This is a genomic window from Georgenia soli (assembly GCF_002563695.1).
GTDB classification, from domain to species: Bacteria; Actinomycetota; Actinomycetes; order Actinomycetales; family Actinomycetaceae; genus Georgenia; species Georgenia soli.
In genome coordinates this window covers 3,256,509-3,272,108 of record NZ_PDJI01000004.1, presented here as the reverse complement: position 1 = coordinate 3,272,108, position 15,600 = coordinate 3,256,509, and the positions used below count along the sequence as shown (strand labels likewise).

14 protein-coding genes are annotated in these 15,600 nt (G+C 73.5%); 6 read left to right on the top strand and 8 right to left on the bottom strand.

Annotated features, from left to right (window positions below):
* Positions 1-102 precede the first annotated feature (102 nt).
* Together ATJ97_RS16095 and ATJ97_RS16090 are read left to right on the top strand one after the other, a co-directional pair.
* Complete coding sequence (locus tag ATJ97_RS16095) at positions 103-1,641, top strand: zinc-dependent metalloprotease (RefSeq protein ID WP_098484604.1); 1,539 nt, start codon at positions 103-105, stop codon at positions 1,639-1,641.
* Positions 1,642-1,823: 182 nt separating this feature from the next.
* Complete coding sequence (locus tag ATJ97_RS16090) at positions 1,824-2,936, top strand: ThiF family adenylyltransferase (RefSeq protein ID WP_143427049.1); 1,113 nt, start codon at positions 1,824-1,826, stop codon at positions 2,934-2,936.
* A 248-nt stretch (positions 2,937-3,184) separates the two neighbouring features.
* Here ATJ97_RS16090 and ATJ97_RS20600 read toward each other — a convergent pair whose 3' ends face one another.
* The 3 genes from ATJ97_RS20600 to ATJ97_RS16080 form a co-directional block, all read right to left on the bottom strand.
* The gene (locus ATJ97_RS20600; RefSeq protein WP_281254971.1) at positions 3,185-3,565 is read right to left on the bottom strand and encodes a WhiB family transcriptional regulator; all 381 of its coding nucleotides are present in this window, start codon (positions 3,563-3,565) and stop codon (positions 3,185-3,187) included.
* Positions 3,566-3,681: 116 nt separating this feature from the next.
* A complete protein-coding gene (locus tag ATJ97_RS19885; RefSeq protein ID WP_170037508.1) occupies positions 3,682-3,837 on the bottom strand; it encodes a hypothetical protein in 156 nt (51 codons plus the stop codon).
* Between the two features lie 184 nt (positions 3,838-4,021).
* Entirely contained in the window at positions 4,022-6,064 is a 2,043-nt protein-coding gene (locus ATJ97_RS16080) for an ATP-dependent DNA helicase UvrD2 (protein ID WP_098484601.1), read from the bottom strand.
* Positions 6,065-6,342: 278 nt separating this feature from the next.
* On the opposite strand from ATJ97_RS16080, the gene ATJ97_RS16075 reads away from it, so the two are divergent.
* Positions 6,343-6,603: a mycoredoxin gene (locus tag ATJ97_RS16075; protein ID WP_098484600.1), complete on the top strand. Its 261-nt coding sequence runs from the start codon at positions 6,343-6,345 to the stop codon at positions 6,601-6,603.
* Between the two features lie 105 nt (positions 6,604-6,708).
* Here ATJ97_RS16075 and ATJ97_RS16070 read toward each other — a convergent pair whose 3' ends face one another.
* The 3 genes from ATJ97_RS16070 to ATJ97_RS16060 all read right to left on the bottom strand — a co-directional run bounded on the left by ATJ97_RS16070 (position 6,709) and on the right by ATJ97_RS16060 (position 10,051).
* On the bottom strand, positions 6,709-7,293 hold the full coding sequence (locus ATJ97_RS16070) for a hypothetical protein (protein WP_098484599.1): 585 nt from the start codon (positions 7,291-7,293) through the stop codon (positions 6,709-6,711).
* Between the two features lie 106 nt (positions 7,294-7,399).
* The gene (gene nudC, locus ATJ97_RS16065) at positions 7,400-8,368 is read right to left on the bottom strand and encodes an NAD(+) diphosphatase (RefSeq protein ID WP_098484598.1); all 969 of its coding nucleotides are present in this window, start codon (positions 8,366-8,368) and stop codon (positions 7,400-7,402) included.
* A gap of 102 nt (positions 8,369-8,470) precedes the next feature.
* Positions 8,471-10,051: an HNH endonuclease signature motif containing protein gene (locus ATJ97_RS16060; protein ID WP_170037505.1), complete on the bottom strand. Its 1,581-nt coding sequence runs from the start codon at positions 10,049-10,051 to the stop codon at positions 8,471-8,473.
* Between the two features lie 179 nt (positions 10,052-10,230).
* Between ATJ97_RS16060 and ATJ97_RS19560 the strand changes: the two genes are divergently transcribed.
* Positions 10,231-10,713 (top strand): hypothetical protein, encoded by a 483-nt coding sequence (locus tag ATJ97_RS19560; protein WP_143427048.1) that lies wholly within the window; start codon positions 10,231-10,233, stop codon positions 10,711-10,713.
* 177 nt (positions 10,714-10,890) lie between these two features.
* A complete protein-coding gene (locus ATJ97_RS16055; protein WP_245862634.1) occupies positions 10,891-11,268 on the top strand; it encodes a nuclear transport factor 2 family protein in 378 nt (125 codons plus the stop codon).
* A gap of 108 nt (positions 11,269-11,376) precedes the next feature.
* On the opposite strand, the gene mnmA is transcribed toward ATJ97_RS16055, so the two are convergent.
* Both mnmA and ATJ97_RS16045 read right to left on the bottom strand, forming a co-directional pair.
* A complete protein-coding gene (gene mnmA / locus ATJ97_RS16050; RefSeq protein WP_098484595.1) occupies positions 11,377-12,531 on the bottom strand; it encodes a tRNA 2-thiouridine(34) synthase MnmA in 1,155 nt (384 codons plus the stop codon).
* The gene (locus ATJ97_RS16045) at positions 12,531-13,835 is read right to left on the bottom strand and encodes a cysteine desulfurase family protein (protein ID WP_098484594.1); all 1,305 of its coding nucleotides are present in this window, start codon (positions 13,833-13,835) and stop codon (positions 12,531-12,533) included. The genes mnmA and ATJ97_RS16045 overlap by 1 nt, the downstream gene beginning before the upstream one ends.
* 111 nt (positions 13,836-13,946) lie before the next feature.
* Here ATJ97_RS16045 and ATJ97_RS16040 point away from each other — a divergent pair, with 111 nt between their 5' ends.
* Positions 13,947-15,533, top strand: coding sequence for an Hsp70 family protein (locus ATJ97_RS16040; RefSeq protein WP_098484593.1), 1,587 nt, complete (start codon positions 13,947-13,949; stop codon positions 15,531-15,533).
* The last annotated feature ends 67 nt before the right edge of the window (positions 15,534-15,600 follow it).

The window sequence follows — 15,600 nt, the reverse complement described above, 5'->3', positions numbered from 1 at the left end:
GCGCTGCGCCGTGAGCGAACCACCGCGTGGCCTCCGGCGCCGCCGCTGCAGACGCTCGCCGCTGCCGGTTACCGTGGAGGCCCACCACCGTCAGGAGCTGCCATGAGCCAGGACCCCACCCGCCCCGAGGGCGGCGAGCCCCACAGCTGGGAGGAGCTGCTGCGCTCGATGATGGGGCCCGAGGCCGCCGAGGAGGCCATGCGAGCCATGCGTGCCTCCGGCCTCGACCCCGAGGCGATGTCGCGCGCGGCCGGCCTGCCCGCGGACCGCAACCAGCTGATGATGATGATCGGGCAGATGCAGCAGCTGCTCGCCTCCGGCGGCGGCGATCCGGTGAACTGGCGCCTCGCCCACGACCTCGCCCGGCAGACGGCGCACACGGGCGGCGACCCGTCGGTCACCGCCGCCGAGGCGGAGCGAGTCAGGTCGGCGCTGTCCGTGGCAGACCTGTGGCTGGACGCCGCGACGGACCTGGGGCCCGCCGGCGGCCGGTACGAGGCGTGGAGCCGCGCGGACTGGGTCGAGCGCACGCTGCCCACCTGGAAGCGGCTCTCCGAGCCGGTCGCGACGTCGGTCTCGCAGGCGCTCGTCGAGACCATCGAGGCCCAGGCCGAGCACCTGCCGCCGGAGTTCCGGGCGATGGCGTCGCAGATGGGCCCCGTCGAGGGCATGCTGCGCCAGCTCGGCGGCGCCGTGTTCGGCATGCAGGTCGGGCAGGCGGTGGGGACGCTCGCGCGGGAGGCGTTCGGCCCCGCGGACACCGGCCTGCCGCTGGTGGAGGAGCCGGCGACGGCGCTTGTCCCGGCCAACGTCGCCGACTTCACCGAGGGGCTCGACGCGCCCGCCGAGGAGGTCCGCCTCTTCCTCGCGGTGCGCGAGGTCGCGCACGCGCGGCTCTTCGCCCACGTGCCGTGGCTGCGGGCGCACCTGCTGGGCATCGTCGAGGCGTACGCCCGGGAGATCACGATCGACACCGAGGCGATGGAGGAGGCGGTCCGCGGGATCGACCCCACCGACCCGGAGCAGCTGCGGGAGGCGTTCTCGGGTGGCGTGTTCGCCCTCGAGCAGTCCCCCGCGCAGAAGGCCGCGCTCGTCCGGCTGGAGACCGCCCTCGCGCTCGTCGAGGGCTGGGTGGAGGAGGTCACCGCCCAGGCGGTCGCGCCGCACCTGCCGCACGCCGTCCCCCTGCGCGAGATGCTGCGCCGACGCCGGGCGACCGGCGGACCGGCCGAGCAGACGTTCGCCACGCTCGTCGGCCTCGAGCTGCGACCGCGTCGCCTCCGGGAGGCAGCGACGCTGTGGGCGTCCCTGGGCGCGGAGCGCGGCACCGCCGAGCGGGACGCGCTGTGGTCGCACCCTGACCTCATGCCGACGCCGGAGGAGCTGGACGACCCGAAGAGCTTCGTCGCCACCCGGCGTGCCGCCCGGGCCGCCGAGGAGGACGTCGACGCGGCGCTCGCCGCCCTGCTGGGGGGCACGCTCCCCGAGGCCGCCGGTGCGCCTGGCTCGGAGACGCCCGGTACGGACGCGCCGGGCTCGGAGACGCCTGGTATGGACAGGCCGGGTACTGACACGCCGGGCACGGACGTGGATCCGGAGACCGACGACCCCACGGACGAGGGCGATCAGCCGGCTCGCTGAGCAGACGGCTCGACTGAGCAGACGGCTCGAGCAGATGTCTCGGGCACCGGCCGTCCGCCGCCCTCTGGGTGGCGGCCGCCGGTCGTGTGTCTCTCCGGTCCCGAGCCTGTGGATGGACCGCGCGAGGTCGGGGCTGACCGTGCCAGAGTCCGTCGCACCAACTGGCGACGACGGAGGGCGAGATGCGGCTACGTCCGGGACTGCGAGTGCTGTGGCGGCGCAAGGGCGAGAGCCAGGTAGGTGTCGACCCGAGGTGCGCCGTCGTCCTGGAGAACCTCACGCCGGGCGAGCAGAACGTCCTCGACTACCTGCGGCACGACCCGACGGAGGCGGACCTGGTACGGGTGGGCCGGACGTCCGGGGTGCCGGTGGCACGGGTGCGCGAGCTGGTCACGCTGCTCGAGAGGTCCGGGGTGCTCGACCCGGCCCCTCGCACGCGCCCTCCGGGGTCCGCGGAGTCGCCGGACGAGGCCTACTGGTCCCGCCTCCTCCCCGACGGTGACGGCGCCGGCCTCATGGCACGCCGCGCGTCGGCCACGGTAGCCGTCGTCGGGCTGGGCCAGGTAGGGATGCGCATCGCCACGCATCTCGCCGAGGCAGGCATCGGGACGATCCTGCTCGAGGACGACTCCGCCGTGCGGGAGCGGGACGTCGGGCCCTACCACCCGCGCGACGTCGGCGGACGGCGGCGGGAGCGCTCCGAGGCACAGCTGCGGTCGCTGTTCCCGCAGCTCCGGACCGATGCACCCACCGGTACGCGCCCTGACGTCGTCGTCGCGGTCTCCGCCGGGGTGGCAGATCCCGTGAAGCTCCTGCCGCTGCTGCGCGAGGACGTCGTTCATCTGCCGGTCGTCGCGGGGGACGTGGACGTGGCCGTGGGCCCGCTCGTGGTTCCCGGCCGCAGTCCCTGCACCCGCTGCCTCGACCTGCACCGCACGGACGCGGACCCGGCATGGCCGGCGCTCGCGACGCAGCTGCGGGCCTCGCCCTCCCCTCCCGTGTCGAGCCACCTCGCGCAGCTCGGCTCCGCCGTCGCGGCGAACCAGGTCCTGGCGCAGGTGGACGGACGTGAGCTCGTGGCGGACGGGACGAGCATCGAGGTAGGTGGGCTGAGCCCTCTGCCGCTGGTCCGCCCCTGGACCGTGCATCCCGCCTGCGGGTGCTCGGGGGTGGGTCAGGAGGACATCGCCCGGCCGCAGCCGGCGCCATCGCGTCCGGGCGCCGCCGGCGCTTCCTCCACCGAGCGAGAGCCCTCGACCGAGGAGCGGGAGCTCGCCGCCATCGGCACGTCCTAGAGGGGGCACGCTCGGTCCGCAGTGGGCAGGCTCGCACGCAGACCCGCACGAGTGCAGGTGGTCAGCGGCCGGACAGGCGCGAGGCCCCGCCGACCGCCGACCCGCACGACTGCACGTGGCCGGCGGCCGGACGGGGCGCGAGGTCTCGCCGACGCCCACCCGCACGACTGCACGTGGCCGGCGGCCGGACGGGGCGCGAGGTCCCGCCCGATCGCCGGCAGGTCACCGGGGAGTGTCGCCGTCGGCGCTCACGCGGCCGCCTCGTCCTTCCGCGGACGACCCCGGCCACGCTTACGGGCGACGACGACCCCGTCGACGAACACCTCGCCACCCCAGACGCCCCAGGGCTCCTGACGCTGGAGCGCACCGGCCAGGCACGCCTCGCGCACCGGGCACTCCCGGCACAGGGCCTTCGCCATCTCCACGTCGGCCGTGCGCTCGGCGAACCACAGGTCGGAGTCCTCGGCGGACTGGCACGGGGTCGCGGCCGCGCCCGTGCTGGAAGGGGTGGAGAGAACTCCCCAGCCGGCCTCACCGACGAAGGGTGCTGCGGTGGACCTGGCCGGGGTCGCGGGCCAGGAGACGGATGATCCCTGGCTGATCTGGTCGAGTAGAGCCGTGAGCTGCACAGCTGCTCCTGTTGGGTCGTTCTGTGTCCGGGGCTTGGGGCCACGGGACGTCATCTACGACGACGGCCGCGGTCCCGATCGGGATCGCGGCCGGAGCAGGCAGCTCAGGTGGTGAGCTACGTCCGGGTGCTGATCCCCAGGGTGGTGCCGAGGAGCCGGGCGCGACGACGCGCCACGGCCGGGTCGGTGCCGAGGGCAGACTTCTGCCCGGGCACGACGAACGTGGACGCCATCAGGCTGACGGCGATCACGGCGATGACGTTCTTGATCACTTCCAGGCACCTCCCTCGGCTGCGGGGACCCCTTGTGCTGGCTAGGCGGGATCCGGTCGATTCGGACAGCAAGGAGCCTAGACCCGCCCGTCTCGGGCGGGCAATCCTTTTTGTGGGGGATCTTTTCGGGCGCGGACTCATCCTTCAGGAGGAGTGACGTCGGGCGCCCAGGGGGAGACAGGCGTCAGCGCGCGAGCCACTCCTGGACGTCCACGTCCTCGCCCCGGACGACGGCGAGAACCTGCCCGCCGTACGCCTCGAGCTTCGTCGCGCCGATGCCCCGGAGGACCGCCAGCTGGCGCAGGTCCTTCGGCTTCGCGGTCGCGATCGCCTGCAGCGTGGTGTCGTGGAGCACCGTGTAGGCCCGCTTGCTGATCGCCTTCGCCACCTGGCCGCGCCACGACCGGAGCCGCTCGAAGAGCTCGGCGTCGGCGGGGTTCTCCTCGAAGAACGTCTCGGTGCGCGACCTGGCAGCGGCCCGACGGGAGAGACCGCCGCGGCGGGCGGCGGCTGCGTCGTCGGGCCAGATGCCGTCGAGGAAGCGCGACCGCTTGCGGGAGGCGCGGCCCCCCACGGTGCGTGCGCGGGCGAAGGAGAGCTGAAGGTGCTCACGTGCGCGGGTGACTCCCACGTAGAGCAGCCGGCGCTCCTCCTCCACGGCGGCGTCGCCCTCGGCGAGCGAGATGGGGAGCAGCCCCTCGGAGACGCCGACGAGGAAGACGGCGTCCCACTCCAGCCCCTTGGCGGCATGGAGGCTCGCGAGCGTGACCCCTGAGACGGTGGGTGCGTGCTGCGCCGACATGCGCTCGTCCAGCTCCGCGACCAGGCCGGCCATGTCCGCCTCGCGCGTCCGGTGCAGCTCGTCCGCCAGGCTCACCAGCGAGTTCAGGGACTCCCACCTCTCGCGCGCGGCCCCGCGCGCGGCGGGCGGGGCGGGTGCCCAGCCGACGGACGAGAGCACGTCGCGGACCGCCTCGGGCATCGGCTGCCCGGCGCTCGCGCGCACGGCGCCGCGCAGCATCACAATCGCCTCGCGCACCTCGCGCCGGGAGAAGAAGCGCTCCCCGCCGCGCACGAGGTAGCCGATCCCGGCGTCGGCGAGCGCCTGCTCGAGCGCCTCGGACTGCCCGTTGGTGCGGTAGAGGATGGCGATCTCGCTGAGCGGCACTCCCTCCTTCTCCAGGGCCGCGATGCGCTCGGCGACGCCGCGGGCCTCCGCGAGGTCGTCGTCGTACGTCTCGAACCGCACCGGCACCGAGGAGGGCCGCTGAGCCACGAGCTCGACGGCGGCCGCGTTGCGGTGGCGCCCGGCCCGGGAGAGCACCTTGTTCGCGAGGTCCACCACCTGCGGAGTCGACCGGTAGTCACGGACCAGGCGCACCACCGGCGCCCCCTCGAACCGCCGTGGGAAGTCGGTGAGGAACCGCGGCGTCGCACCCGTGAAGGAGTAGATCGTCTGGGAGACGTCGCCGACGACGCAGAGCTCGCGGCGACCACCGAGCCAGAGGTCCAGCAGCCGCTGCTGGAGCGGGGAGACGTCCTGGTACTCGTCGACGACGAAGTGGCGGTACTGGGTCCGGACCTGGGCCGCGATGTCCTCGCGCTCGAGCAGGATGCCGACCAGGAGGAGCAGCACGTCCTCGAAGTCGATGACGCCGCGCTCGTTCTTGACGTCCTCGTAGACGCTCAGGAGCCGGGCGATGGTGGCGTGGTCGTGACCTGCGACCGCCTCACGGCCGGCTCGGGCCGCCTTGGCCGCGTAGTCGTCGGCCGTGACGAGCGAGACCTTCGCCCACTCGACCTCGCCGGACAGGTCACGGATGGCGGTGCGGTCGGCGCCGAGGCCGAGCCGGCCCGACGCCTCGGCGACGAGCGAGGCCTTGTGCTCCGCGATCCGCGGAAGCTGCCCGCCGACCGCCGTCGGCCAGAAGAAGGAGAGCTGCCTCAGGGCCGCCGCGTGGAAGGTGCGTGCCTGGACACCGCCGACGCCGAGGTCGCGCAGGCGGGACCGCATCTCCCCCGCGGCGCGAGCCGTGAACGTCACCGCGAGCACCGTCTGGGGGTTGTACACACCGGACAGCACCCCGTTCGCGATCCGGTAGGTGATGGCCCGGGTCTTGCCGGTCCCTGCGCCGGCAAGGACGCAGAGGGGGCCGGTGAGGTGCTCGGCGACGGCCCTCTGGTCGTCGTCGAGCATGTCCAGCAGTTCTTCGGTGCTCGTACTCATCCCGGCCAGTCTCTCAGCCGCCGCCGACACTGACGGCGCACGGTCCCCAACGTGTGCGGTCCCACTGCGAGGCCGTCCCGCGTACCTGCGCGCCGCCCATGGTCCGATGCGCGTGCGCGGTCCCACTCGCCGGGTCTCGGGGCCGCGGGAAGAATCAGAACGGTCCGGACGTTCTCGGAAACAGAGGGCGTCCCGCGCCCCGACGAGAACGACGAGGGCCCTGCGGGGCCTGCGACACCGACAAGGGCCCGCGGCGCCCGACGACGAGAGGAGCAGCTATGACGGCTCAGGCACCCGAGGCCGGCACCATCACCATGTACTCCACCACCTGGTGCGGCTACTGCCGGCGGCTCAAGACGCAGCTCGACCGTGAGGGCATCCCCTACAACGAGGTGAACATCGAGGAGGACGAGACGTCCGCGTCGTTCGTCGAGTCGGTCAACGGCGGCAACCAGGTCGTTCCGACGGTCGTCTTCCCCGACGGGTCTGCTGCCACGAACCCCTCGCTGGCCGACGTCGTCGAGCGCCTCAAGAGCTGAGCACCCCCGCCCTACCAGGCGCCGCGGGCCCTGTCGCACCGAGCCGGTGCACGGGGCCCGCTGCCGTCTCCGGCTCCGTGAGCGTTCAGGCGTGCGACCCGCTGTTCACAGCAGGCCGAGCAGACTCCCGGGAACCGCGATGCCGAGGAGTGTCCAGCTCACGACGGCGACGGCGATCTGCAGATGGACGAGCGTCACGGTTGTGCCGATGAGCGGGGGCAGGAACCAGCGGAGCCGCTGGAGCGAGTCGACGTGGTCGTCGATGCGTGACGGGAACGAGACCAGCTTCCAGAAGCCACGGATCCTCGACATGACGCGTAGACCGCCTCGCGCGATGACGGACCGGAGCGCCTCTCCCAGGTCAGCGTCGAGGTCCGCGAGGTCGGTGAGGGCAACGAGGTCCTCGGCGAGTGCGCCGACGTCCTGCGTCGCCCGGAGGTAGCGGGCGCGCCGAACGAGGAAGAAGACGACGGCGGCACCGCCCAGCGCTGCGACCACCAGACCGATCTGCCGCGCTGGGGAGTCCCACCCCGACGCGAGCCAGGTCAGCACCACGAGCGGCAGCACAGGAAGCAGCCCGAGCAGCAGGGACGGCAGCCGCAGCACGCGGACAGCGAGGGCAAGGACCGGCGCCAGCTGGGCGAACTGCTCGCGGAGGCTCGGGTCGACGACAGGCTCTGAGGTCTGCACCGGGACGTCGTGGCCTTTCACGTCCAGTTCCGGACTGCTTTCGTTCACGCGCGGATCTTCTCACCGGCGTCGCGCTCGGTGAGAGTGACCCGCCCAGAGGTGAAGCTCAGGCTGTGGTCGGCGTCGGCAGCGGACCGCCGAACCACTCCTCGATGAGGGCCCGCGCGATGGACGACCGCATCGGGAGCAGCACCTCTCCTGTGCGTGCCGCCGAGGCAAGCTCGCCGCGGGTGAAGAACCGGGCCTCGGTGATCTCGACGCCGTCGACCCTGACCCGGCCGTCCGAGCTGTCCGCGAGGCGTCCACGGAAGCCGAGCATCAGCGAGGCAGGGAACGGCCAGGGCTGCGACGCGACGAACTCGACCGAGCCGACCTCAAGGCCCGCCTCCTCCATCACCTCGCGGGCGACGGCAGCCTCGATGGACTCGCCAGGTTCGACGTAGCCGGCGAGCGTGGAGAAGCGCCGCGCCGGCCAGTGGGCAGCGTGCCCGAGGAGGATGCGGTCGTGCTTGTCGGTGATCGCCATGATCACGGCGGGGTCGGTTCGCGGGTAGTGGAGCGATCCGTCGGCGGTGCACCGGCGCACCCAGCCCGCGTCGATGACCTCGGTCGGCTCGCCGCACCGTGGGCAACGGGGGTGGCGGACGTGCCAGGCGCTGACGGCGACGGCCGTGGTCGCCAGGCCGGCGTCCCTGTCTGGCAGTGCGTCGCCGATGTCTCGCAGGTGGCGGAAGTCGAGCGTGGCCACGACGTCCACGAGGCCGGCGTCCTCTACGACGGGCACGCCGTCGAGGTCGCGCTCCTCTCCCAGGTGCTCCGGGAGCGTGAGGGCGAGGTAGGCACCGTCGTCGTCGCGCCCGAGGTACACGACGTTGTCGGCGCCCCACACGTTGCCCGGGACCTCAGCGGGTGAGCGCAGGTCGAGGGTCGACCCGCGCGTCGCCACGAGCCCGCGCTGCACGAGCACGACCTGGGTCGTGGCGTCGGCCACGAGGCGACTGACGAGTCCCTCGACCGGACGGGAGACGGCATCTGGATCGACGGTGGACCGGGCCAGCGGGAGGACGTCGTGCACGGGGCAACCGTACGGTGTGGAACGCCTGCGGACCGGCGCCTCGGCGCGACGGGCGCTGCCGCGCCGCTGCGATGCTGCTCCTGAACCACAGGAGGTGCGCCCTCAGTGTCGGGGTGTGGTGTGTCGGGGGTGTTCGATCTCGGTGCCGTCGCGGCGGTAGAACTTCCAGCGGGTGTGTCGGCGTTCGATGCTGATGCGGCGTTGGTGGACGTGTTCGTGGTGGTGCCAGCACAGCAGGACGCCGAGCTTGGTGTCGGTGCGGCCGTGGTGGTCGTGCCACCAGATGGAGTGGTGGATCTCGCCCTCGCCGGGCGGGGCGTCGCAGCCGGGGTAGCGGCAGTTCTTGTCGCGGGCGATGATCGCGCGGGTCTGGGCGGTGGTGAAGAGGCGTTCCTCGCGGCCGACGTCCAGGGCCTCGGAGTCGGGGCCGAAGACGACGCGGTGGAAGCCGCCGTCGCAGGCGAGGCGGGCCAGCAGGGTCGGGGCCAGGGCGGTGCCGTTGGGCAGGGTCGCCGGGGCGAGGTCGGTCAGGGCGGCGGGGTCGAGGTCGGCGGTGATGACGGCCTCGGGCAGGTCCTGCCCGCACCCGCACACCCCGCCCCCGCCCTGTCCTGCCGTGCCGGGGTGCGTGGCACCGGCGGCGACCGCGCCTGCGGCCCGGTCCGTGCCCGCGGGGCGCGGATCGTCGGCGGCGGGAGGGGCGGGGAGGCCGAACGCGGCTCCGGCGTGCCCGGCCGGTCCCGCCCCGGCGGCTCCGGCGTGCCCGGCCGCGTCGTGCCCGGTCGGTGCAGGGGCGTCGGGGAGGGGGCAGGTGGGGTGGCGGCGGGCGGGCCGGGTCGCGGCGATCAGGCGCTGGAGGGTGTCGAAGGGGACGTGGACGGAGAGGTGCGGGCGGATCCGGGCCCCGGGGCGCAGGGTCCCGGAGTCCAGCCCGAGCCGGGCCAGCCCGGTCAGGTTGGCCGCGTTGCGCTGGCGCGGGGTCCGGCGGTCGTCCCGGGCGGGGACCCCGCCGCGGGCGGCCAGCGCGGTCAGCACCAGCTGCCCGCTGGCGCGGGAGAGCCACCCGCCGGGCACGTACCCCTCGGTGGTCTCCGCGAGGTAGAACTCCTCCCGGCCGGACTCGGCCACGTAGGCCCGGTCCGCGGCGTCGGGGTCGGCGCGCTGGGCCCAGTGCTCCACCGCGGTGGCGAACGCCGAGGCGTCCAGCTCCCGGGCGTGGCCCAGCAGGAACTCCTCCCCCACCGCCTCGTCCCGCAGCGTGGCCCGCCGCGCGTCGGTGCCGGTGGTGTGGCGCACCAGGGCGCTGACGTGGTCGGCGGAGATCTCCCCGGCGGCCAGCGCCTGCGCGGTGGCGGGCAGGTGGTCGCGCAGCGCCCGCGCCTGGCGCACCTCCCGCGCCGCCGACGCCCGGTGCTTCCCCGTGCGGGTGCGGTACCACGCGGCCATCGACCGCGCCCCGTCCAGCGCCCACAGCCCGTCCGCCTCCACCGTGGCCAGCGCCTTCGCGTTCAGCGCCTCCAGCCGGCGCCGGACCTCCTCGACCCGGTCCAGCACCCCCAGGGTCACCTCGCCCGGCACGGTGTGCAGGTCGATCCCGGCCAGCTCCTCCACCATCTCCCGCACCCGGTCCAGCCCCACGGTCACGGCCGCGGCCGGGCTCCCGGCCCCCTCCACCAGCGACATCCCCACCACCCCTCCCCCCGCGGTCCGTCCCGGAACGAATTCCTTCCCACCAACGCTATCGAACGCCTGTTCGGACGTAAAGGCGTGACGGCCCATTCCGAGGAATTTGTGGAAACGCTGGCAGCCCGGCCACCTGTGCATCACCACCGCCCGCGGAAACGCCGGCACCCCTGCCGCCCGTGGACCATCAGACGCTGTGGAAACGTCGGCATCTCGGCAGCCTGTGGACAACCACGAATCGGAAGCACTGGCAGTTGAAAGTCCGCGAATACTTCCTGCATAAGAAGGGCCTTGTCGCGTGCAAGTGCCACTGGCTCACGACGTTGTCGCCTGCCTCGCGGGCAATCTCGACAGGGGAAAAAAACGGGGAGTCGGCTTTCAGCACCGCGTTCTCCAGAAATCATCTGTGTCGGTGCCGCATCATTGGACCCCGAATGATGGCGCAGTTCGGCCCGGACATTAATCGCCGTGCAAGGGGCAATAAAGATCTGACGCGAAGCAGACGTGCTCACCCGTTGGCGGCAGCGAGCGAACGTTCGAGCGCCAAGGTGCCGCCCTCCCTGGCCTTGGCAGAAGACCCGGCCAGTGTCTTGGCAGGAGATCCTGCCAGCAGCAAAATGGCAGGCACTGGTAACCCGGATTCGCTGCCCATCCAGCGCTGAATCGGAAGCGTCATGCCCAGACAGAGACGAGCAAAGGACGACCCCGAGCACCTCGACGGTCCACCCGTGATTGACGCGCTCACAGCTCACTCAGCCCACGACCACGCAGATCGCGGTGCCGGCGCAACCGGCACCGGTGACGGGGGTGCTGCTGAGGAGAACACGAACGCGGCTGAGGTGAGCCGCACCCGCATCGAGGAGCTCGCGTCATGGATCGACGGCTACATCCGCGCCTGGAACAGCAACGACCCCGACGACATCGCCTCGCTCTTCACCGTGGACGCCGAGTACCGCACCGAGCCCTTCGCCGACCCCGTCGAAGGTCGCGACGCGATCGTGGCCTACTGGCTGGCCAACAGCGACGAACCGGGACGCACCACGTTCGCCTGGACCCCCGTGGTGGTGACGTCCAACGTCGCCGTCGTCGAAGGAACCACCGACTACCGGGACGACCCGCCGCGGACGTACAGCAATCTCTGGGTCCTCCGCCTGGACGGGAGCGGCCGATGCACGTCGTTCACAGAGTGGTGGATGCAGCACCCCACCGAGATCTGACTTGCGCCGGGTCGGCCGCCCGGCAGAGGACGAGCACGGCGGTCCACCAGGCGGCGATAGGTCGGTCTACCAGGCGGCGACCGACCGACGCGACGACCTGACCGCGGCTCAGACTGCTCGGAGAGCAGCACCCCGCCGGGCGGAGACGATCGTGGACTGCCCCAGCACCCGTGTGCCGGCGTAGACCACCAACGACTGCCCGGGCGCGATCCCGCGCAGCGGCACTGACAGCCGGGCCTCCAGAGCCCCCTCCGCCCCGCCGTCCGTCCCGTCAGTGCGGCCAGACCGAGCACGTCGCACCGAGGCCGCGACCGGCTCCCCGTGGGCGCGGACCTGCACCTCGGCGTCGACCCACTCCCCCGCGGGGACGTCGTCGGCGAGCCACACCGTCTGGTCCGCGTGCAGCTCGTCCACCGTCAGCAGCTCACTGGGCCCGACGACGACCTGGTTCGTCTGCGGCCGCACCTCCAGCACGTAGCGGGGGCGCCCGTCGGCCGCGGGGCGCGTCAGCCCGAGGCCCTTGCGCTGCCCCACCGTGTAGGAGTACGCGCCGTCGTGCTGCCCGAGCACACGCCCGTCGGCGTCCACCACCTCGCCCGGCCGGGCGCCAAGACGGTCCCGGAGGAAGCCCTGGGTGTCGCCGTCGGCCACGAAGCAGATGTCGTACGAGTCCGGCTTCGCGGACACGCTCAGACCTCGGGTGGCCGCCTCGGCGCGCACCGCCTCCTTCGACGGGGCGGCCCCGAGGGGGAACATCGACCGTGCGAGCCGGTGGGCGCCCATCACCGCGAGCACGTAGGACTGGTCCTTCGCCGGGTCGGCGGCCCGGTGCAGCTCTCTTCGGGTCCCGCCGGCGCCGTCGGGAACCTCCACGATCTGGGCGTAGTGCCCGGTGACCACCGCGTCGAAGCCGAGCGCGAGACCACGGTCGAGCAGCGCGGAGAACTTGATGTGCTCGTTGCAGCGCACGCACGGGTTGGGCGTGCGGCCCGCCTCGTACTCCGAGAGGAAGTCCGCGACGACCGTCTCCTCGAACTCCTCCGACAGGTCCCACACGTAGTACGGGATGCCGAGGACGTCGGCCGCACGGCGTGCGTCACCCGCGTCCTCGATGGAGCAGCAGCCGCGCGAGCCGTTGCGGTGCTGCGCCCTCGAGCGGGAGAGCGCCATGTGGACCCCCACCACCTCGTGACCGGCGTCCACCGCTCGCGCCGCCGCCACCGCGGAGTCGACCCCGCCGGACATCGCTGCCAGCACGCGCATCAGGCCGCTCCCCCCTGCGCGACGACGGAGCCGCGTGCCGCGGCGTCGTCCGGGACGCCGGGCCTGCGCGCCGGCCGGTGCCGCGCCGCGTGCGCCCGGCGGGCGTTCTCGACGACGCCGGGCAGGGCCGCCACGACGGCGTCGACGTCCTCCTCGGTCGTGGTCCGGCCGAGGGAGAAGCGCAGCGCCGAGCGTGCCAGCTCCTCGTCACGGCCCATGGCGACCAGCACGTGCGAAGCCTGCTGCACGCCCGCATGGCAGGCCGAGCCGCTCGACGCGGCGATCCCCGCCATGTCCAGACCGAGCAGCAGCGCGTCGGCGTCCGCCCCCTCGATGGTGAGGTGGGCGATGCCCGGGTGCCGCCCCTGCCCCATGGGAACCGCGGACGCGGGTCCCGCGGGCACGGGTCCCGTGCGCCCGGATCCCGTGAGCGCTGGTCCAGTGAGCGCAACCCGGTCGACCTTCTCCCGGACCGCAGTGACGAGCCGGTCCCTGAGGCGGCTCAGCCGCGCCTCCTCGGCCTCCTGCTCGGCGACCGCCAGCTCCACGGCGAGCGCCAGGGCGCGCGCCCCGGCCACCGCCAGCGTGCCCGACCGCACCCCGCGCTCCTGCCCGCCCCCGTGCTCGACCGGCGTGAGGGCGAACGAGCGGCGCGCGACCAACGCCCCCGTCCCGACCGGAGCGCCGAGCTTGTGCCCGGAGAGGCTCATCGCGTCGAGCCCGGACAGGGCGAAGTGCACGGTCACGTGCCCGACCGCCTGCACGGCGTCGGAGTGCACCGGCACCCCGGCCGCGTGGGCGAGGTGGACGACCTGCTCCAGGGGCTGGACCACGCCGATCTCGTTGTTGGTCCACATGACCGAGACGACGGCGACGCCTCCGCGGCCGAGGAGCGCCTCGAGGTGGCCCAGATCCAGCACGCCGTCAGAGTCGACGCGCAGCCGGACGAGGTCGGCGCCGTCGTGCGCCGCGAGCCACTCGGCGGTCTCCAGGACGGCAGGGTGCTCGATCGCGGAGACGGCGACCGTGCGCAGCCCGTCGTCCGCGCCTCGCCTCGCCCAGTAGCCGCCCTTCACCGCGAGGTTGTCCGCCTCGGTGCCGCCGGAGGTGAAGATGACCTCGGCCGGCTCCGCCCCGACGGCGGCGGCCAGCTGCTCACGAGCCTCCTCGAGCCGGCGGCGGGCGTCGCGCCCCGCGGTGTGGAGGGAGGAGGGGTTGCCGACCCGGGAGAGCTCCTCGGCGTAGCGCTCCGCCACTTCGGGGCGCACGGGCGTGGTCGCCGCGTGGTCGAGGTAAACGGTCACGCCGACCAGTGTAGGGACCGTGCCCCGGCGCAGGGGCGACCTCTCCCGGGCGCGGACCGACACGGCCGAGGCTCCGGCGCGGACGCCGGACGGGGCAGGTAGTCTCACGCCATGCACCTCGGCGTCGACCTGGGCACCACCCGCACCATCGTCGCCCTCGCCGACCGGGGGAACTATCCCGTCGTGTCGTTCCTCGACGAGGACGGCGACGCCCACGAGAACTTCCCCAGCGTCGTCGCCGCCGAGGACGGCGAGCTCGTGCACGGGTTCGAGGCGCTCGCCGCGGCCCGCCGGGGCGCGCCGCTGCTCCGGTCGTTCAAGCGCGCGCTCGCCGACCCCGACGTCGGTGCCGGCACCCTGCTCACCGTCGGCGACCTCGAGGTGCCCCTGCTGGACCTCCTCACCGGCTACCTCTCCGCGGTACGCACGGCGCTGCGCACCCGGTCCAACCTCTCCGACGCCGTGGACGCGGTGGCCCTGGACGACGGCGTGCCGCTGCGCGCCGTCGTCGCCGTCCCCGCGCACGCCCACGGCGCCCAGCGCTTCCTCACCCTGGAGGCGTTCCGTCGGGCCGGGTTCGAGGTCCTCGCGCTCGTCAACGAGCCGTCGGCGGCCGGGTTCGAGTACACCCACCACCGCGGCGGCACGATCAGCTCGCGCCGCACCCGCGTCGTCGTCTACGACCTCGGCGGGGGCACGTTCGACGCCTCCCTGGTGGACGTGGAGGGGCACCGCCACGCCGTGCTCGGCTCCAACGGCCTGAACCGCCTCGGCGGCGACGACTTCGACGAGGTGCTGGCACGGTGCGTGCTCGAGACGGCGGCCCCAGGCGCGGCCGCCGCGCGCAGCCTCGAGGATCTCGGACGGCTCGAGCGTGACGACCTGCTCGACCGGTGCCGCGAGGCGAAGGAGCGCATCGCGCCGCAGTCGCGGCGGGTGGTCGTCGAGGTCGGCGACACGGATGTCAGCGTCCCCGTCGACACCTTCTACGCCCGGGCCACCCCCCTCGTGGAGGCCACGGTCGAGGCCATGCGTCCCCTGCTCGGCGGCCTCGACGACGCCGCGGGCCTGACCGACGTCGCCGGCATCTACCTGGTGGGCGGCGCGTCGGGGCTGCCGCTGGTCCCCCGCCTCCTGCGCGAGCGGTTCGGCCGCCGCGTCCACCGGTCCCCGCACCCCTCCGCCTCCACGGCGATCGGTCTGGCGATCGCGGCCGACGACGAGGCCGGCTTCACGCTGTCCGACCGGCTCTCCCGTGGATTCGGTGTCTTTCGCGAGCGCAGCGGCGGCGCCGCGGTGAGCTTCGACCCGATCCTTGGCGCCGACACCGCGCTGCCCGAGCGGGAGGGCGTGGTGGCCGTCCGCCGCTACCGCGCGGCGCACAACCTGGGCTGGTACCGGTTCGTCGAGTGCGCGGGGATCGACGACGACGGCGAACCGCGCGGTGACGTCGTGCCGTTCGCGGACGTCCTCTTCCCGTTCGACCCGGCGCTGCGGGACGGCCGGGACCTGCGCGACGTGACCGTCGAGCGGCGCGAGGGCTGCCTGGTCGAGGAGCGGTACCTCGTCGACGCGAACGGCATGGTCGAGGTGCAGATCACCGACCTGGACACCCGGTACACCCAGCGCCACGCCATCGGCACCTCGGCGTCCCGCCGTGCCTGGGCCGCGGCGCGCCCCTGGTCGCGCCGGGGCTGAAAGACGCCGGCGACGAAACTCCCGCCGTGCCGACGCGGCCGCGCGCGACGAGGATGGCTCGTGCGGT